Here is a 16,793-nt window from a genome sequence, read left to right as displayed (position 1 = left end):
CCGGCCCTGCGCCCGCCTCCGTGCAGCGACAACGAAACAGGCCTGATCCTTGCGGACCAGGCCTGTTTCGTTTCATAGGTGCCAGCGATGAGCTTGCTCAGGGCTCCGCAGCATGAGCTCCCTTGGGGATGGCCTCTTGGGGAGTAGGACCGGTTCGGGTACTACGGCTGGCTTCCTGAATTGTGTACGGGTTCACATACCTGCGCCATCAGGAATTCCCTGACAGACGAATGGACTTTTCTCATAAGCGGTGTAGGAGTTGTCTGACCCCGCGGCCGACAATGGCCCTATACAGCCGTGATCGGTGACAATCCCCGGTCATGAGCAGCGTACATATCCTTGCAATCGCCGGCACCTTCATGGGTGGCGTGGCCGCCCTGGCGCGGGAACTGGGCCATACGGTCAGTGGCAGCGACCAGGCCATCTATCCGCCGATGTCCACCCAGCTCGAGCAGCTGGGCATCGTCCTGGACCAGGGCTACCGTGCCGACAGCGTGCCGCCGGGCACCGCCGAGGTGGTGATCGGCAACGCCCTGTCGCGCGGCAACCCGGCCGTGGAAGCCGTGCTCGATGCCGGCCAGCGCTACATCTCCGGTGCCCAGTGGCTGTCCGAGCAGGTGCTGCCGGGCCGTGACACCCTGGCCGTGGCCGGCACCCATGGCAAGACCACCACCACCACCATCCTGACCTGGCTGCTGGAAAGCGCCGGGCGTTCGCCGGGCTTCCTGATCGGTGGCGTGGCCGAGGATTTCGGCGTCTCCGCCCGCCTGGGCCAGGGCCGCGAGTTCGTGGTCGAGGCCGATGAGTATGACACCGCCTTCTTCGACAAGCGCAGCAAGTTCGTGCACTACCGGCCGCTGGTGGCCATCCTCAACAACCTCGAATACGACCACGCCGACATCTTCCCGGACGTGGAGGCCATCGAGCGCCAGTTCCACCACCTGGTACGCACGGTGCCCGCGCGCGGCCGCCTGATCGTCAATGGCGAGGACGCGCACCTGGCCAAGGTGCTGCAGATGGGTTGCTGGACCCCGGTCGAGCGCTTCGGTTTCGACCCATCGCTGGAATGGCATGCCGAGCTGCTGGCCGCCGATGGCAGCGCCTTCCGCGTGCATCACCGCGGGCAGGCGCTGGGTGACGTGCACTGGTCGCTGCTGGGTCGCCACAACGTACTCAACGGCCTGGCCGCACTGGCCGCCGTGCATGCGGTGGGCGTGGCCCCGGCCGAGGTGATCCCGGCGCTGGCCCGCTTCCGCAGCGTCAAGCGCCGCATGGAAGTGATCGGCAGCCATGACGGCATCACCGTCTACGATGATTTCGCCCACCACCCCACCGCGATCGCGACCACGCTGGACGGCCTGCGCGCCAAGGTCGGCGACGCGCGCATCGTGGTGGCGATGGAACCGCGCAGCAACTCGATGCGGCTGGGGGCACACGCCCAGGCGCTGGCCCCGTCGCTGGCGCTGGCCGACGAAGTCGTTTTCCTGCACCGCCCGGAACTGGCCTGGGATGCCGCTTCGGTGATCGCCGCCGTGCGTGGCCAGGCCCATGCCGTGCCTGATACCGACGCGCTGCTGGCACAGCTGCAGTCCAGCGTACGCAGCGGTGACCACGTGGTGTTCATGTCCAATGGTGGCTTCGACGGCGCGCCGCGCCGCTTCCTGGCCGCCCTGCAGGGCCGATGAGTACCGACGTTTCGCTGCCGCTGTTTCCGCTGCACACCACGCTGGTGCCCGGCGCGGCGGTTGGCCTGCGCGTGTTCGAGCGCCGCTACCTGGACCTGGTGCGCGACACCGGCCGCAGCGGCGAGGGCTTCGGTGTCTGCCTGATCCTGGAAGGGCAGGAAGTGGGGGAGCCGGCCACGCCGGCGGCCTACGGCGTGCAGGTCCGCATCGAGGATTTCGATGTCGGCGCCGATGGCGTGCTGCAGCTGCGCCTGCGCGGCACCCGCCGCTTCCATGTCGAGCGTACCCGCGTGCGCGACAACGGCCTGGTCGTGGCCGATGTGCGCTGGTGCGAAGAAGACTCCGATGACGAGCTGAAGCCGCAGCATGCGCTGCTGGCCACGGTGCTGGAGCACATCATCGAGCAGGCCGGCGAAGCCTATGCGCCGGCCAACCCGGCGTTGCTGGACCAGGCCAGCTGGGTCGGCTGGCGGCTGGCCGAACTGCTGCCGCTGGGCGAACAGCAGCGGTTGCAGCTGCTGCAGATGGACGACCCCCACCAGCGCTTGCAGCAGTTGCTGGGGTGGATGCCGTAAGCGGCCATCCACGCATGGCGTGGATCTACGGGAACGGCCATCCACGCATGGCGTGGATCTACGGGAACGGCCATCCACGCATGGCGTGGATCTACGGGAACGGCCATCCACGCGTGGCGTGGATCTACGGGAACGGCCATCCACGCATGGCGTGGATCTACGGGAACGGCCATCCACGCATGGCGTGGAGCTACTGTAGAGCCGAGCCCATGCTCGGCTTGCCGGATCGCGCGAAGATCAGCCGAGCACAGGCTCGGCTCCAGACGTTCCGGTAGCGCCGGGCCATGCCCGGCGCATCCATCACGGCTGCGTCTTCAACCGCAGCACCGGCAACCCGGTTTCGGCGTGCACATCCTCGCGCTGCGGCATGCCCTGCACGGCGTCCTTCACCGCATTGAACGCGGGGTCGATGCCGCGCACCGGGTGCCACATGCCGATCCACTCGAAGTGGCGCTCGTAGCGCAGGGTCTGCGCACTGCCCAGCCACAGCGGCACGTCGCCCGGCTGCAGCTGGCCCGGTGCCGGCCACAGGCGCAGCACGTAGCGCTCCTCCGGCTTTGCCCCCTGGCGTACCATCAGCAGGGCTTCCACGCGCGTTTCCAGCGTGGCCGGCAGCACCGGCAGCTCGTCGGCGCCGGTGTTCTTGTCCAGCATCAGCAGGGCTTCTTCCCAGCCGGCCTGCGCCTGCACGGTCCAGCCACGCGCTTCCAGCTGCGCCTGCAGCGGTGCCAGCGGGCCGGCCACCTGCACGTCCAGCGGCCAGCGCTGGTCATCGTCGAACTCGTTGCGGCGCGCCGGCAGCTTGGCCCAGTCGTGCTGCCACCAGGCCTGCATGTCCATCGCCACCGGTGCCGGCAGGGTCGGTTCGAAGCGTTCCAGCTTCACTGGAATGTTGCGCGGCGCGTACCACATCGCCGCCACCGCGAAGACGCCGTAGAACAGCCACGCCACCGGCTTCACCCAGAACGAGCGGTTGAAGCGGCGGCGGTAGGCGATGCCCAGCACCAGCAGCCAGAACGTGCCGAACAACATGCCGCCGATGACGTCGCTCAGCCAGTGCGCGCCCAGGTACAGGCGCGAGAAGCCGATCAGGCTGACCACGATGCCCGACACCAGGTATGGCCAGACGCGGGTGCGGCCGGGCATCTCGCGGGCGATCAGCACCGCGAAGAAGCCGAAGGTGATGGTGGCCATGGTCACCGACACCGAAGGAAAGCCGAAGCCACTGCTGGCATCGACCGGACGCACCACGTCCACGGTGGCGCCCAGCAGCTTGGTCAGGGCCAGGCCGAAGGCCAGTGCGGCCAGCCAGTGCGCGGCCGCCATCCAGCGCCGGCGCCAGACCAGGTAGCCCATGGCCGCGGCGGTGGCCGGCATCAGCACCTGCCACGCACCCAGCGAGGCCAGTGCGGCCATCGGGTAGTCGGCCAGCGGGTTGCGCAGGGCCAGCATGGCCTGGTGCACCAGCAGGTCGATGGCCAGCGGTTCGCCATGGGCGACGACCACGGTCAGCAGCGCGAACCAGCCCCAGCCCAGCAACAGCAGCATCAGCGCCAGCATCGCCAGCGGCACCGATTCACGGCGCTTCGGGTCGAGCACGCCCACCGTGTAGCGGCCCAGCGTGGGGTGGCGGTTGGACCAGTCCAGCAGGCGCGCCAGCCAGTGGTCCATGCGCGCGGCCGACCAGCGGTAGCCGTACAGCACGATGGCCCAGACCAGGCCGAGGATGACCACCAGCAGGCCGACCACCACTACCAGGCGCCCGGCGACCGCGGCGACGGCGTCATAGGCCTCGCCGAGGATCCAGCCCGGGGCCAGGAACAGCACCGCCCACGACAGGCTGGCGATGCCGCTGGCCTGCACGTAGCGACTGGCCGGCATCTTCAGCATGCCGGCGATGGCCGGCACGAACGGCCGGATGGCGCCGACATAGCGCGCGATCAGGATGCTCTTGAAGGCATTGCGGCGGAATAGATTCTCGCCGCGGTCCAGCAGCTGCGGGTAGCGGCTGAACGGCCAGAACCCGCGCAGGCGGTCGCCCCAGCGGCGGCCGATCCAGTAACTGATGCCATCACCGGCAAACGCACCCAGCGCCGCCGCGGCCACGGCATACGGCCCGGAGATCTGCCCCAGGCCGATGAACACGCCCACCGCGAACAGCAGGGGCAGCGCCGGCACGATGGCGCCGAGAATGATGACCGCATCGCAGAAGGCGATCAGAAAAATAACCGCGCCCGCGAGTACGGGATGGGCGGCAATCCACGCGAGGGTGGCGTCGATCCATGAAGAGTCCATTGCCCGATTATAGAGGCGTGAAGGTGACTGGTTCCCAGCGGCTTGGTGACCGTTTGCAACCAGCGCCATCGCCTAGAATGGGCGCATGCCGCACTCGACCGACGCTCCAACGCATGCCCTGAAGGCCGACAGCTTCGGCCGCATCCTGCTCGTGCAGGGGCCGCATGGCCCCTTCGTACGCCGCGACCTGGGCGCAACGCCGCTGTGGCTGCGCGTGCCGGCGTGGTGGCTGGCACGCCGCGAAGCACGCGCGCTGCGGCATATCCACGGCATGGCCGACGTGCCGCAGCTGCTGGACTGGGATGGCCGCCACCTCGACCGCAGCTTCATGGCCGGCGATGCCATGTACCAGCGCCCGCCGCGTGGCGACCTGGCCTGGTTCCGTGCCGCGCGGCGACTGCTGCAGCAGCTGCACCGGCGCGGCGTGGCCCATAACGACCTGGCCAAGGAAGCCAACTGGCTGGTGACCGAGGACGGCCGCCCGGCGCTGATCGACTTCCAGCTGGCGGTGATCGGCAACCCGCGCTCGCGCTGGATGCGCCTGCTGGCCCGCGAAGACCTGCGCCACCTGCTCAAGCACAAGCGCATGTACTGCCGCGAGTCGCTCACCCCGGTGGAGAAGCGCGTGCTCAAGCGCACCTCGTGGGTACGCGAGCTGTGGTTCGCCACCGGTAAGCCGGTCTACCGTTTCGTTACCCGCCGCATCCTGCATTGGGAAGACAACGAAGGGCAGGGGCCGAAGCCGTGAGTCCATCGCAGGTGGTGACCGCGCCGCCGAGTGCGGCCAGCGTGCTGCGCGCGCAGCTGCCCGGTGCCGGTTTCGTGCACGCCTGCCAGGCCCGCACCCGTCGCAACGGCCGCAGCGCCCTGCAGGCCTACCGGGACATGGCTGCGACCATCCCCGGCTGGTTCGATGGCCTGATGGCGCTGCGCAACCGCGGTATGCGCCTGCTCGGCATGAAGGACCTGGGCTCGTTGCGCGCCGTGCAGCAGGCCGCCGCGCCGCGACCGGGCCAGCGTCTGGGCATCTTCACCCTGCAGTCGCTGGATGAGGATGCCATCGTGCTGGAAGACAATGACCGCCACCTGCGCGTACAGCTTGCGCTGCAGTGGCAGGGCGACGTGCTCGAAGTGGTCACCGTGGTGCATACCCACAACGCGTTTGGCCGGGTCTACATGCTGCCGGTGGCGCCGGTGCATCGGCTGATCGTGCCGCATCTACTGCGCAGGCGAACGAACCATCTACGAGCCCTATGGTGCGGTCGTTGGTGATACGAACGGCGATCGGCCGGGTTTCACAGGCCATGTGTCGGACTCGGCGACGGGTCTGACGTATATGCAGCAGCGGTACTATGATCCGTTGGTCGGGACATTCCTATCGAAAGATCCGGTCGACGTGGGCTCGGACAGCGGGGCGCTGTTTAATCGATACATGTACTCCGCGCTGAATCCCTATACTTTCTTTGATCCAGATGGTCGCTGTACTGGGTCCAGAATCACGAATAGTGACGGTAGTTGTAAGAGTACAGGTGGGAATACCACGGCCACTGGGCCGACATCATCTGAATCGCCAATTCCCAAGGCGCCATCCTCGGGTTCATCTCCGAGCGTGGCAGCTGGTGGGGACTCAAATTCCAGCTGGCAGGAGATAAAATCGCGTCTTGGCTTGTCGGGGGATTTGACAAAGAATGGAAACATATTTGATGTCGGTGCCCTCTTTCATGATGTCGCGATACCAGCAATGTACTCGCGTGGCGGCGGGATGCTGGCTTCTGCTCCTGTTGCAATTCCAATGCTTGCTAGATTCAATTTTGCGGTACGGGCAGAACACGTATTTAGAAATGCTGCGGGTCATGTGAATCCCAGTACGCTTTCCTCGCAGATGAGGTTCATTGGCCTTTTCCAGCGTGTTAGCTCAAACCCAGCGAATCTAAGGGTGGATGCTGTTGCCGCGCGACTGATGACGCGAGATGCAGCTTCGGCCGGCGTCAGTACGTACACTCAGACGATGCGAGGAGGGGCGCAGGTTTGGGTTCATGTGCGGAACGGTGAGATAGTAAACGAAGGCGTTAATGCCGCCGGAAAGGTGAGATGATGATTGATTTTGATGAGCTGGCTGATGTAGCGAAAGCTATTGCCTGGTACAAGAGCAATTTCTTCGAGGACTGCGAAGATGGCTTTGTTGCGGACTTTATGGTTTTTTGTTGGCAGGCGATTGATCCCGGTCGCGTCGCTTCTTTGGATTTAGACGACAAAACTGTAGATGCATGCGCCGACATGCTTTCGGAGTTAAAGATTTTCGTTGATGGGAAGCGCGATAAATGGGGGGGTTCTGCTTTCTGGAGGCGCTACATCGATTGGGCGGATTACGCCATAGATTTTCCGCTTGGTGAGTGCAAGCGGTTTATGCAAGAGAATCTCGGTTACCTTGAGCCTTCGTTCTTCGTATTCACGGCCACCGGTGGTGCCGAGATGAGGTCCGAGGCAATGAAGATTTATACCGAGTACTCGCAGTCCCGCAAGGCGCGGGCCACCTATGTTAGATCGGTAATTGAGAGTCGGCTGACGACTGAATCATTCTACCGACGATCCCTTTGATTCTCTTTGCTGCGAAGTGCGAGGCACTGCCGCTGTGGTCGTCGTTTGGCTTTTTGGCCAGGGAAAGACCGATATGCATGCTTCGCTCGATCTCGCTTGGCATGGCCCGGCTGCGACGGCATCACGATGCGCAACGCACTACGGCGCCGCCGGCACCACCTGCTGGCCGATGAAGTTGCGCTTGCCATCGAAGTCATAGCCGATCTGCAGCTGGCCGACATCCGGGCAGGCATGGCAGTCGCGCAGCGGCGTGCGGTACAGCAGGCGGATGCCACCGCCATCGAGCGGCGCAGTACCGGCCGCCTGTGCGGGCGCGAACGGCGTGGCCTGCGGATGCGCGGCCAGCACGGCCTGTACGCCCGGGTCGGCGCGCAGGGTGTCGTCCAGCTGTACCGCGTCGACATCGATGCGCTTGCCGCCGGCATCCACCAGGCGCGTGCCCTCGTTGGTGTTGGCGCGGAACGGATACTCCACCGTGGCCACGCCCAGACCGTCGTGTTCATGCCAGGCCGTCACGTAGGCCAACTCGCCGCCGGTGGACAGCTGCTCGGCAGCGGCCACGGCATCGGCGCTGGCGCCGGCGGACTTCATCGTTTCGGCCAGGCATTCGCGCGTTGCGCTGTTCTCGCCCTGGCGGCAGGCGTTGAGGTCGCCATCCCACACCACCGACTCGCTCCAGCGCAGTGAACCGTCGGCGGCCTTGGCGGCGGCGGGCGCATCGCTTGTGGTGGCTTCGGTGCCGGGTTCCGGCGAACGGCCCTGGCAGGCGGTGAGCAGGGCCAGGCCCAGGGTAGGCAGCAGCAGGCGGGAACGGCGCATGGCGTATACCTCGTGCGGGTGACCGGGGCGCCAGTATCGTCAACGCGCGGTGAATTCCACGTCGGCGCGGCATACTAGCGGCTCATGGCATGCGCTGGAGTGTGGAACGTGGGCAGTCTGCAGGGCAAAACCCTTTTCATCACCGGTGCCTCGCGTGGCATCGGCCTGGCCATCGCACTGCGCGCGGCGCGCGACGGCGCCAACGTGGCCATCGCCGCAAAGTCGTCGGTGCCCAACCCGAAGCTGCCGGGCACCATCCACAGCGCCGCCGAAGCCGTGACCGCGGCCGGCGGCCAGGGCCTTGCCCTGAAGTGCGACATCCGCGAAGAGGTCCAGGTGAAGGCGGCCGTGGCCGCCACGGTCGATACCTTTGGCGGCATCGACATCCTCATCAACAATGCCAGTGCGATCTGGCTGCGCGGCGCGCTGGATACGCCGATGAAGCGGTTCGACCTGATGCAGCAGGTCAATTCGCGCGGCAGTTTCCTGTGCGCGCAGGCCTGCCTGCCGTACCTGCTGCAGGCGCCCAATCCGCACATCCTGACCCTGGCCCCGCCGCCCAGCCTGGAACCGAAATGGTGGGGCCCGCACACCGGCTACACGCTGGCCAAGATGGGCATGAGCTTCGTCACCCTCGGCCTGGCTGCGGAGTTCGGCCCGCAGGGCGTGGCGGTCAATGCACTGTGGCCGCGCACCGTCATCGCCACCGATGCGATCAACATGATTCCCGGTGTGGATGCGGCGGGCTGCCGCACGCCGCAGATCATGGCCGATGCCGCGCATGCGGTGCTGGTGCGCGAGGCCGCCGGTTTCCACGGCCGCTTCCTGATTGATGACGAGGTGCTGGGGGAAGCCGGGGTGATCGATCTGTCCGGGTATGCCGTTGACGCGTCGCGACCGTTGCTGCCGGATCTGTTCCTGGACTGATTGAGGGAGGAAGCGCAACGGGATTGAGCCGGCCATCACGGCGGGCTCGGCTAGAATACGCGGCTGTAATCGTTTTCAAGGATGGCCCGAATGCCCCGTATTTTTTCTTCCACCGCGCTGGCGGCTGCGCTCGCGCTTGCCCTGTCTGCCTGCGGCAACACACCTGCGGGCGACCCGGCCACGACGGGCTCGGCCGAGCAGCGCGCTGCGACGGCCGCCGTGGACGCACAGCAGCAGCTCACCGCCAAGCTCAACGCCTACATCAGCTGTTTCAACGCACTTGATTCAAAAACGCATGACAGCATCCAGTCCTATACGCGATGGATCCAGGATGTCGACGCAGGGCCGACCGGCCGCGAATCGAGCATCTACGGGCCTTTCGAGATCAGCGATTACGACATGAAGCAGTGCGGTGCGCCGGTGACTGAAGCGATCGCGGCCAAGCCTGCACTGGCCGAGCTCGATGATGCTGCCGGCCGCTACCAGCAGGCGCTGAAGGCGCTGGCGCCGGTCAGCAAGGACGCCCACGATTACTATGATCGGCAGGATTACGAAGACGACCAGTTTGCCAAGGGCAAGCAGCTGCACGGCCCGCTGATGGCCGCGTTCAAGCAGTTTGTGGCCGCGAGCGAGCAGTTCAGCGCTGAACTCGAACGCCAGAATGATGCCGCGCAGCGTGAGCAGCTGAAGGTGCTGGAGCAGGCCGAGGGCCGCACCCGCGAGTACTACCGCCTGGCGATGATGCTGGAAGCCAAGGCCATCGTGGAACTGATGACGCAGGATGCGTTCGATACGGCCAAGGCGCAGGAGCGTCTTGACGCATTCAACCGCATTTCGGACGAAGCGCATGCCAGGGTGGCAGATCAGGAGCCCGGTAAATCCGATTGGGAAGGCTTCGAGCGCGAGGCGGAGAACTTCCGCCGCCAGGGCAAGGAACGACTGCAGCGTGTCAGCGAAAAAAGGGCCTACAGCAGGTTCGAGCGCGGCATGCTCGATTCGCCGTCGATGGCGCCGCAGGGCTCTCCGGGCAAGCTGATGCAGGAATACAACGCGCTGGTCTTCCAGAGCAACCGCCAGTAAGGTCCCCCCGTTTTCTGCATGCGAGGAACTGAAGTGAACGCTTCTGTACGTGTACTGCCGGTGTTGCTGCTGGGCGCCGTGGCCGGCCTGGCCGGTTGCAACAAGTCGCCCGGTCTGGCGCTGGCCGATCCCAGCCTGGCCAAGGTCAACGCCTATATCGAGTGCTACAACGGCGTCGAGCAGCCCATCCACGAAGGCTTCGAGACCTATACCGGCTGGATCAAGGATGTCGAGGCCGGCCCGACCGGCAAGGAGGCGCAGCCGCGTTCGCCCGGCAAGGTGTTGTCGCACCGCGTGGAGTATTGCGGCCAGCCGCTGACCGACGCGCTGGCGATGACGCCGGCGATGCCGATGGACGCGCCGGTGCGTGACTACCAGCAGGCCTTCCAGGCCCTGTACGCGAAGATCGAGCAGGCCGATGGCTACTTCAGCCGCGAGGAGTTCCGCCGTGATGGTGGCGAAGGCATGCGCAGCCAGCACGCACCGCTGATGCAGGCCTATGCGGCCTTCTTCAAGGCCAGCGACGCACTGGACGTGGCGCTGGAAAAGAACGAGGAAGACCGCCGTGCGGCGCAGCTGAAGCAGATTGAAGCGAGCGAGGGCCGTTCGCCGGCGTATTACCACCTGCGCCTGGTGGGGGACGGCAAGCAGCTTGCGGTGGCCTTCCAGGACGAAAAGCCGGACGTCGCCGCGCTGCGCACGCGGCTGTCGGATTACGAGGCGCTGGTGAAGGAAATGCAGGCCGCCGGCATCGGCAAGGACGACCCGATGTGGGGCCATGTGCAGCGCTCGGCTGACATGCTGATCCGCAAGGCCGGCCGTGGCATCGAACGCATCGAGCAGGGCAAGCCGATCAGCGCCGAAGGGCTGGCCGCCGAGCGTAAGGCTTCGGGCAGCTGGCTCACCTCGGCCCCGGAAGGCGCGCAGTCGGACATCCTGGACGCGTACAACGACCTGGTGACCACCAGCAACCGCATGCATTGATGGCAGCATCGCCATCCGGTAGCGCCGGGCCATGCCCGGCGGCCGTGTTCAGTTGTTGAACGCATCCGGCAGGGCACTGCCGCACCGGCGGCAATGGCGCGCGTCGGGCTCGTGGCCTTCCAGCCCGCACTGCGGGCAGCCACGTGCATCCCGGCGCGCGGCCAGATCGGCGTCGCGCATGGTGTTGGCCAGTTCGGCGGTGTAGATGCCGGTGGGCACGGCGATGATGCTGTAGCCGATCAGGATCAGAACCGAAGTAACGAAGCGGCCGAGCACGGTCTGCGGCACGATGTCGCCGAAGCCGACCGTGGCCATGGTCACCACCGCCCAGTACATGCTGGCCGGGATGTTGCTGAACCCATGCGCGGGGCCCTCGATGATGTACATCAGGGTGCCGGCGATGATCGTGATGGTAATGACCGTGAACAGGAACAGCAGGATCTTGCGCCGGCTGCGCCACAGCGACTGCAGCAGGATGCCGCTTTCCTCGATATAGCGGGTCAGCTTGAGGATGCGGAACACCCGCAGGATGCGCAGCGCGCGCACCACCAGCAGGCTCTGCGCGCCGGGGATGAACAGCGACAGGTAGGCAGGCAGGATCGACAGCAGGTCGATGATGCCCCAGATGCTGACCGCGTAGCGCAGCGGCCTCTTCACCACCGCCAGGCGCAGCAGGTACTCGATCGTGAACAGGGCGGTGAAGCCCCACTCGATGACGTACAGCCCGTCCGACCACGCTACGTGCAGGTGCTGGACGCTGTCGATCATCACCACCCCGATGCTGGCGATGATCGCCACCACCAGGATCAGGTCGAAATTGCGCGACGGCCGGGTGTCGTGGCGGTAGATGATGTCGAACCAGGTCCGGCGCCAGCCGGACGCGGTGGCGGGGTTCAGCTGGGGGGCGGAGAACGGGCGCATCCGCACATTGTGCCGCAGGGCTAGGGGGGCGAGAATGGGCATTCCCGAAACCATCTCACCGCCATGACCGCCGCTACCGACCCGTTGATCTCCCTGTCGCACTACTACCTGCCGGTGTACAAGCCCCGCCAGGTGGTGTTGGAGCGAGGCCAGGGCGCCCGCGTGTGGGACAGCCAGGGCCGCGAGTTCATCGACCTGGCCGCCGGCATCGCCGTGTGCGGCCTGGGCCATAACGATCCGGACCTGGTGGCTGCGCTGGTCGAGCAGGCGGGCAAGCTGTGGCACACCAGCAACGTCTTCTACAGCGCGCCGCCGCTGCACCTGGCCGAGGAACTGGTGAAGGCCAGCCGCTTCGCCGAGCGCGTGTTCCTGTGCAATTCCGGCGCCGAAGCCAACGAAGTGGCGATCAAGATGGTCCGCAAGTGGGCCTCCAGCAAGGGGCGCCCGGCCGACAAGCGCGTCATCATCACCTTCCGCGGCAGCTTCCACGGTCGCACCATGGGCGCGGTCACCGCCACCGCCCAGCCGAAATACCAGGAAGGCTACGAGCCGCTGCCCGGTGGCTTCCGCTACATCGACTTCAACGATGAGGTGCAGCTGGAAACCGCGATGGCCGCCGGCGACGTTGCTGCGGTCATGCTGGAGCCGGTGCAGGGCGAGGGCGGCGTGATGCCGGCCAAGTCCGGTTTCCTCAAGCGCGTGCGCGAGCTGTGCGACCAGCACGATGCCCTGCTGGTACTGGACGAGATCCAGGCCGGCATGGGCCGCACCGGTACCCTGTTCGCGCACTGGCAGGATGACGTGGTGCCGGACATGGTGACCCTGGCCAAGGCCCTCGGTGGCGGCTTCCCGATCGGCGCGATGCTGGCCGGCCCGAAGGTGGCCGAAACCATGCAGTTCGGCGCCCACGGCACCACCTTCGGTGGCAACCCGCTGGCCGCGGCCGTCGCCCGCGTGGCCCTGCGCAAGCTGGCCTCGCCGGAGATCGCCGCCAACGTCAGCCGCCAGTCGAAGGCGCTGCGCGATGGCTTTGACCGCATCAGCGAGGAATTCGGCGTGTTCAGTGGCGTGCGTGGCCGCGGCCTGATGCTGGGCGCGGTGCTGAGCCCGGCCTTCGCCGGCCAGGCCGGTGCCATCCTCGACCACGCCGCCGACCAGGGCCTGCTGACCCTGCAGGCCGGCCCGGACGTGCTGCGCTTCGTGCCGTCGTTGAACATCACCGACGAAGAAGTGGCCGAAGGCCTCAAGCGCCTGCGCGCGGCAGTGGCCGCGTTCGTCGCCGCGCGCTGATCCCGCTGCTGCCGAACCCCCGCAGAGCCGAGCCCATGCTCGGCTGCTGCACGCAAGCCGAGCATGGGCTCGGCTCTACAGGATCGCGTAGCGCTTCAACACCTTCCCCAAGCCCCGCCCGTCGCGCACGGTTTCCGCGTGCAGGCCGGCGGCGCGTGCACCGCGCACATTGGCGAACAGGTCATCGACGAACAGGGTGTGCGCAGGTGCCACCTGCAGCACATCGAGCACACGCTGGAACACCGCCGGCTGCGGCTTGCGCAGGCCGAAATCGGCACTGCAGAACACCCGCCCGTGCAGCGCAGGAAACAGGCCCGGCAGCAGCTGCGGCAGCGCCTGCACCATCAGCGCGCCGTTGTTGGTCAGCACCGCCAGCGGCACCTGCAGCTGCGCAAGGCGCTGCAGCACCGCGTCCTGCGGATGGCTGGCGGCCTGGCGTGCGGCGGTCCAGGTCTGCGTATCCACGCTGCGGCCCAGCAGTCCGCCAAGACGTGCCAGATAGGTCGTTCCATCCAGCGCGCCGCTGTCGTGTGCCGCTTCCAGCCCACTGTCATACAGCGCCGCCTGCACGGCATCGGCGCTCACATCCAGCGCCTGCGCCAGATGCAGCACGCGCTGCGCGCGCTGGTACTGCACCAGCACGCCATCCACATCGAGCAGCAACAGGTCGATCCGCATGGCCTGAGCATGCCATCGCCGTGGAAGCGCGAACACCCTGCCGTGCGCGTGCGACAGACGGTCGCAGCCGGTAACGCATGGCCCTGCCTAGAATGGTCGGTGAACCCGCAGGAGACGCAACGATGAAGGCTTGGATGGTGGCAGTGGGACTGGGTGCGCTGATGCTGGCGCCGTCGGCAATGGCACGCGTGTGTGCGGTGAGCATCGACAGCACCGACCAGATGAGCTTCAGCACGCGCCAGATCAAGGTGGCTGCCGACTGCAGCGAAGTGGACCTGACCCTGCGCCACACCGGCAAGCTGGCGGCCACGGCGATGGGCCACAACTGGGTGCTGACCCGCACGGCCGACTACCAGCCGGTGGCGATGGCCGGCATGCGCATGACCCTGGCCGACAGCTACCTGCCCAAGGCCGACAAGCGCGTGCTCGCGCACACCAAGGTGATCGGCGGCGGCGACACCGCGCGCGTGCGTTTCTCGACCAAGGGCCTGCAGAAGGGCGGCGATTACACCTTCTTCTGCTCGTTCCCCGGCCACTTCGCGATGATGAAGGGCAGCTTCGTCTTCGGTTGATCGCAGCCACGCATGGCGTGGCTCTACTGTGCCCCGGCAATGCGTGGTAGATCCACGCCATGCGTGGATACGGTGAAAGGCGGTGCCAACCAGGGTTGGCACCCACCGGAGGCTGCTTACCCCTTGGCAGCCATGAACGCCACGCGGGCGGCGGCCAGGGTGGCTTCGATCACGGCATCGTCGTGCGCGCTGGACATGAAACCGGCCTCGTAGGCCGACGGTGCGAGGAACACGCCCTGGTCCAGCATCGCGTGGAAGAAGCGGTTGAACGCGGGAATGTCGCAGGCGGTGGCCTGCGCATAGGTCTCCACCTTTTCGCTGGTGAAGAACAGGCCGAACATCGCACCCACGCGGGTGGTGGTCACGGCCACGCCAGCTTCGGCGGCGGCCGCTTCCAGGCCTTCGCACAGGCGCGCGGTGCGCGCGGCGAGCTCGTCGTGGAAGCCCGGCTGCGAGACCAGTTCCAGCATCGCCAGACCAGCAGCCATCGCCACCGGGTTGCCGCTCAGCGTGCCGGCCTGGTAGATCGGGCCGGCCGGGGCGATCTGCTGCATCAGCTCGCGGCGGCCACCGTAGGCACCCACCGGCATGCCGCCGCCGATGATCTTGCCGAAGGTGCTCAGGTCCGGGGTGATGCCGTAGTGTGCCTGCGCGCCGCCCAGGGCCACGCGGAAGCCGGTCATCACTTCATCGAAGATCAGCAGTGCGCCGTACTGCGTGCACAGCGCGCGCAGGTGCTGCAGGTAGCCGTCGCGCGGCGGGATGCAGTTGGCGTTGCCCACCACCGGTTCGATGATCAGGCCGGCGATGTTGCTGCCCTGCGCTTCGAACAGCGCGGTGGCGGCGTCGAAGTCGTTGTAGGGCAGGGTCAGGGTCAGTTCGCTCAGGCCGGCCGGCACGCCCGGCGAGGTCGGCACGCCCAGGGTCAGCATGCCGCTGCCGGCCTTGACCAGGAACGAATCGCCGTGGCCGTGGTAGCAGCCCTCGAACTTGACGATGCGGTTGCGGCCGGTGGCGCCACGGGCCAGGCGTATGGCCGACAGCGTGGCCTCGGTGCCCGAGTTGACCATGCGCACCATCTCGCAGGACGGCACCAGGCGGGTGATGGTCTCGGCCATGGTCACTTCGGCCGCACAGGGCGCACCGAAGGACAGGCCGTTGTCGATGGCCTTCTTCACCGCCTGGCGCACGGCCGGGTGGTTGTGGCCGACGATCATCGGGCCCCAGGAACCGACGTAGTCGATGTAGCGGTTGCCGTCGACGTCGTACAGGTAGGCGCCATCGGCGCGCTCGACGAAGAACGGCTCGCCGCCGACGGACTTGAACGCGCGCACCGGCGAATTGACGCCACCCGGCAGCAGCTGCTGGGCGCGGGAGAACAGGGCGTGGGACTGGTCGTGGTTCATGGGGCTTTCCTGGGTGTTACGCGAACTGGGCGAGGAAGGCGCGCTGGGTCGCGACCGGGTCCTGCGCGGCATGGATGCCACTGACCACGGCCACCAGGTCGGCGCCGGCATCGATGATGGGACCGACATTGTCCGGCGTCAGGCCGCCGATCGCCACCCGCGGCACGCCCAGTGCGGCGCTTTGCCGCAGCAGGTCGGTGTGGGCGCGGCTGCTGGTGACCTTGGTGGTGGTGGGGTAGAAGGCGCCGAAGGCCACGTAGCTGGCGCCGGCGGCCACGGCCTTTTCGGCGTTGGCCAGCTGGTCGTAGCAGGATGCGCCGATGATGGCGTCCGGGCCGAGCAGGGCGCGCGCGCTGGCGATGTCGCCGTCGGTGCCGCCCAGGTGCACGCCGGCCGCACCCACGGCCTTGGCCAGCTGCGGGTCGTCGTTGATGATGAGCGGCACGCCATGGGCCGCGCACAGGGCCTGCAGGGCCGCGGCCTGTTCCTGCCGCAGCGCGTCGCTGGCGGTCTTGTTGCGGTACTGCAGCCAGGTGGCACCGGCGGCCAGCAGCGGCGCCGTGCGCGCCAGCAGGCGTGCGGTATCGGGTTCATCCGGGGTGATCAGGTAGACGCCGCGGGGCGCCGGGGAAGCAGAAATCATTGATGGCTACCGGTGAGTGGGCCGCGATGGGACAATGGCGGCCCGTGAATCCAGCCCTGATTATCCGATGAGCGACGCCACCCCCACCACCGTGCGTACCTGGATGTGCGTGGTCTGCGGCTTCGTCTACCGCGAAGCGGACGGCTTGCCCGAAGAGGGCATCGCCCCGGGCACGCGCTGGGAGGACATTCCCGAGACCTGGACCTGCCCCGACTGCGGGGTGACCAAGGACGATTTCGAGATGGTCGAGATCGATTGAGCGCGAGGGCCGCCGGGCACTGCCCGGCGCTACCGGTAGGTGCGGACCGCTGGTCCGCACA

Annotated in this window: 18 protein-coding genes; 12 read left to right on the top strand and 6 right to left on the bottom strand. The window is 66.9% G+C overall.

The window, feature by feature from the left end; all coding sequences use genetic code 11:
• The first annotated feature begins 320 nt into the window (after nt 1–320).
• Entirely contained in the window at nt 321–1,685 is a 1,365-nt protein-coding gene (gene mpl, locus AC1VXD_RS07690) for a UDP-N-acetylmuramate:L-alanyl-gamma-D-glutamyl-meso-diaminopimelate ligase (RefSeq protein WP_482991564.1), read from the top strand.
• Complete coding sequence (locus AC1VXD_RS07685) at nt 1,682–2,260, top strand: LON peptidase substrate-binding domain-containing protein (RefSeq protein ID WP_482991563.1); 579 nt, start codon at nt 1,682–1,684, stop codon at nt 2,258–2,260. The genes mpl and AC1VXD_RS07685 overlap by 4 nt, the downstream gene beginning before the upstream one ends.
• Before the next feature lie 300 nt (nt 2,261–2,560).
• Here the strand turns inward: AC1VXD_RS07685 and AC1VXD_RS07680 are convergent, their stop codons facing one another.
• On the bottom strand, nt 2,561–4,555 hold the full coding sequence (locus AC1VXD_RS07680) for a bifunctional DedA family/phosphatase PAP2 family protein (protein ID WP_482991562.1): 1,995 nt from the start codon (nt 4,553–4,555) through the stop codon (nt 2,561–2,563).
• 85 nt (nt 4,556–4,640) lie between these two features.
• Between AC1VXD_RS07680 and AC1VXD_RS07675 the strand changes: the two genes are divergently transcribed.
• From AC1VXD_RS07675 to AC1VXD_RS07660, 4 genes are read left to right on the top strand one after another with little or no spacing between them, the layout of a single operon-like run.
• Nucleotides 4,641–5,303 carry a serine/threonine-protein kinase gene (locus AC1VXD_RS07675; RefSeq protein WP_482991561.1) on the top strand — a complete coding sequence of 221 codons (663 nt, stop codon included), beginning with the start codon at nt 4,641–4,643 and terminating at the stop codon, nt 5,301–5,303.
• Entirely contained in the window at nt 5,300–5,827 is a 528-nt protein-coding gene (locus AC1VXD_RS07670) for a DUF2867 domain-containing protein (protein WP_482991560.1), read from the top strand. The genes AC1VXD_RS07675 and AC1VXD_RS07670 overlap by 4 nt, the downstream gene beginning before the upstream one ends.
• Entirely contained in the window at nt 5,772–6,650 is an 879-nt protein-coding gene (locus tag AC1VXD_RS07665) for an RHS repeat-associated core domain-containing protein (protein WP_482991603.1), read from the top strand. The genes AC1VXD_RS07670 and AC1VXD_RS07665 overlap by 56 nt, the downstream gene beginning before the upstream one ends.
• Nucleotides 6,647–7,153 carry a hypothetical protein gene (locus AC1VXD_RS07660; RefSeq protein WP_482991559.1) on the top strand — a complete coding sequence of 169 codons (507 nt, stop codon included), beginning with the start codon at nt 6,647–6,649 and terminating at the stop codon, nt 7,151–7,153. The genes AC1VXD_RS07665 and AC1VXD_RS07660 overlap by 4 nt, the downstream gene beginning before the upstream one ends.
• A 138-nt stretch (nt 7,154–7,291) precedes the next feature.
• Here AC1VXD_RS07660 and AC1VXD_RS07655 read toward each other — a convergent pair whose 3' ends face one another.
• On the bottom strand, nt 7,292–7,972 hold the full coding sequence (locus tag AC1VXD_RS07655; RefSeq protein ID WP_482991558.1) for a hypothetical protein: 681 nt from the start codon (nt 7,970–7,972) through the stop codon (nt 7,292–7,294).
• Nucleotides 7,973–8,056: 84 nt separating this feature from the next.
• Between AC1VXD_RS07655 and AC1VXD_RS07650 the strand changes: the two genes are divergently transcribed.
• The 3 genes from AC1VXD_RS07650 to AC1VXD_RS07640 all read left to right on the top strand — a co-directional run bounded on the left by AC1VXD_RS07650 (nt 8,057) and on the right by AC1VXD_RS07640 (nt 10,963).
• Complete coding sequence (locus AC1VXD_RS07650; RefSeq protein WP_482991557.1) at nt 8,057–8,899, top strand: SDR family oxidoreductase; 843 nt, start codon at nt 8,057–8,059, stop codon at nt 8,897–8,899.
• 90 nt (nt 8,900–8,989) lie between these two features.
• Nucleotides 8,990–9,979, top strand: coding sequence for a YiiG family protein (locus AC1VXD_RS07645; protein ID WP_482991556.1), 990 nt, complete (start codon nt 8,990–8,992; stop codon nt 9,977–9,979).
• Nucleotides 9,980–10,012: 33 nt separating this feature from the next.
• On the top strand, nt 10,013–10,963 hold the full coding sequence (locus AC1VXD_RS07640) for a YiiG family protein (protein WP_482991555.1): 951 nt from the start codon (nt 10,013–10,015) through the stop codon (nt 10,961–10,963).
• A gap of 48 nt (nt 10,964–11,011) precedes the next feature.
• Here the strand turns inward: AC1VXD_RS07640 and AC1VXD_RS07635 are convergent, their stop codons facing one another.
• Nucleotides 11,012–11,884, bottom strand: a complete 873-nt coding sequence (locus AC1VXD_RS07635; protein WP_482991554.1) for an ion transporter — start codon at nt 11,882–11,884, stop codon at nt 11,012–11,014.
• Between the two features lie 63 nt (nt 11,885–11,947).
• Between AC1VXD_RS07635 and AC1VXD_RS07630 the strand changes: the two genes are divergently transcribed.
• Complete coding sequence (locus AC1VXD_RS07630; RefSeq protein ID WP_482991553.1) at nt 11,948–13,174, top strand: acetylornithine transaminase; 1,227 nt, start codon at nt 11,948–11,950, stop codon at nt 13,172–13,174.
• A gap of 75 nt (nt 13,175–13,249) precedes the next feature.
• Here AC1VXD_RS07630 and AC1VXD_RS07625 read toward each other — a convergent pair whose 3' ends face one another.
• Entirely contained in the window at nt 13,250–13,852 is a 603-nt protein-coding gene (locus AC1VXD_RS07625; RefSeq protein WP_482991552.1) for an HAD-IA family hydrolase, read from the bottom strand.
• Nucleotides 13,853–13,974: 122 nt separating this feature from the next.
• On the opposite strand from AC1VXD_RS07625, the gene azu reads away from it, so the two are divergent.
• On the top strand, nt 13,975–14,424 hold the full coding sequence (azu, locus tag AC1VXD_RS07620) for an azurin (protein ID WP_482991551.1): 450 nt from the start codon (nt 13,975–13,977) through the stop codon (nt 14,422–14,424).
• A gap of 116 nt (nt 14,425–14,540) precedes the next feature.
• On the opposite strand, the gene hemL is transcribed toward azu, so the two are convergent.
• Together hemL and thiE are read right to left on the bottom strand one after the other, a co-directional pair.
• The gene (hemL, locus tag AC1VXD_RS07615; RefSeq protein WP_482991550.1) at nt 14,541–15,830 is read right to left on the bottom strand and encodes a glutamate-1-semialdehyde 2,1-aminomutase; all 1,290 of its coding nucleotides are present in this window, start codon (nt 15,828–15,830) and stop codon (nt 14,541–14,543) included.
• A 16-nt stretch (nt 15,831–15,846) separates the two neighbouring features.
• Nucleotides 15,847–16,473 carry a thiamine phosphate synthase gene (gene thiE / locus AC1VXD_RS07610; RefSeq protein WP_482991549.1) on the bottom strand — a complete coding sequence of 209 codons (627 nt, stop codon included), beginning with the start codon at nt 16,471–16,473 and terminating at the stop codon, nt 15,847–15,849.
• Between the two features lie 34 nt (nt 16,474–16,507).
• On the opposite strand from thiE, the gene AC1VXD_RS07605 reads away from it, so the two are divergent.
• Nucleotides 16,508–16,732 carry a rubredoxin gene (locus AC1VXD_RS07605; protein ID WP_482991548.1) on the top strand — a complete coding sequence of 75 codons (225 nt, stop codon included), beginning with the start codon at nt 16,508–16,510 and terminating at the stop codon, nt 16,730–16,732.
• Nucleotides 16,733–16,793: the final 61 nt, after the last annotated feature.

It is taken from the genome of Stenotrophomonas sp. STEN054 (assembly GCF_056854535.1).
The sequence above is the reverse complement of the archived record's forward strand: the minus strand, read 5'-3'. Positions and strand labels throughout refer to the sequence as shown.

Bases quoted from the DNA above. Each gene is read 5' to 3' on its own strand.
- mpl (WP_482991564.1), top strand. From the start codon at position 321: ATGAGCAGCGTACATATCCTTGCAATCGCCGGCACCTTCATGGGTGGC.
- AC1VXD_RS07685 (WP_482991563.1), top strand. From the start codon at position 1,682: ATGAGTACCGACGTTTCGCTGCCGCTGTTTCCGCTGCACACCACGCTG.
- AC1VXD_RS07680 (WP_482991562.1), bottom strand. From the start codon at position 4,555: ATGGACTCTTCATGGATCGACGCCACCCTCGCGTGGATTGCCGCCCAT.
- AC1VXD_RS07675 (WP_482991561.1), top strand. From the start codon at position 4,641: ATGCCGCACTCGACCGACGCTCCAACGCATGCCCTGAAGGCCGACAGC.
- AC1VXD_RS07660 (WP_482991559.1), top strand. From the start codon at position 6,647: ATGATGATTGATTTTGATGAGCTGGCTGATGTAGCGAAAGCTATTGCC.
- AC1VXD_RS07655 (WP_482991558.1), bottom strand. From the start codon at position 7,972: ATGCGCCGTTCCCGCCTGCTGCTGCCTACCCTGGGCCTGGCCCTGCTC.
- AC1VXD_RS07650 (WP_482991557.1), top strand. From the start codon at position 8,057: ATGGCATGCGCTGGAGTGTGGAACGTGGGCAGTCTGCAGGGCAAAACC.
- AC1VXD_RS07645 (WP_482991556.1), top strand. From the start codon at position 8,990: ATGCCCCGTATTTTTTCTTCCACCGCGCTGGCGGCTGCGCTCGCGCTT.
- AC1VXD_RS07635 (WP_482991554.1), bottom strand. From the start codon at position 11,884: ATGCGCCCGTTCTCCGCCCCCCAGCTGAACCCCGCCACCGCGTCCGGC.
- AC1VXD_RS07630 (WP_482991553.1), top strand. From the start codon at position 11,948: ATGACCGCCGCTACCGACCCGTTGATCTCCCTGTCGCACTACTACCTG.
- AC1VXD_RS07625 (WP_482991552.1), bottom strand. From the start codon at position 13,852: ATGCGGATCGACCTGTTGCTGCTCGATGTGGATGGCGTGCTGGTGCAG.
- azu (WP_482991551.1), top strand. From the start codon at position 13,975: ATGAAGGCTTGGATGGTGGCAGTGGGACTGGGTGCGCTGATGCTGGCG.
- hemL (WP_482991550.1), bottom strand. From the start codon at position 15,830: ATGAACCACGACCAGTCCCACGCCCTGTTCTCCCGCGCCCAGCAGCTG.
- thiE (WP_482991549.1), bottom strand. From the start codon at position 16,473: ATGATTTCTGCTTCCCCGGCGCCCCGCGGCGTCTACCTGATCACCCCG.
- AC1VXD_RS07605 (WP_482991548.1), top strand. From the start codon at position 16,508: ATGGCGGCCCGTGAATCCAGCCCTGATTATCCGATGAGCGACGCCACC.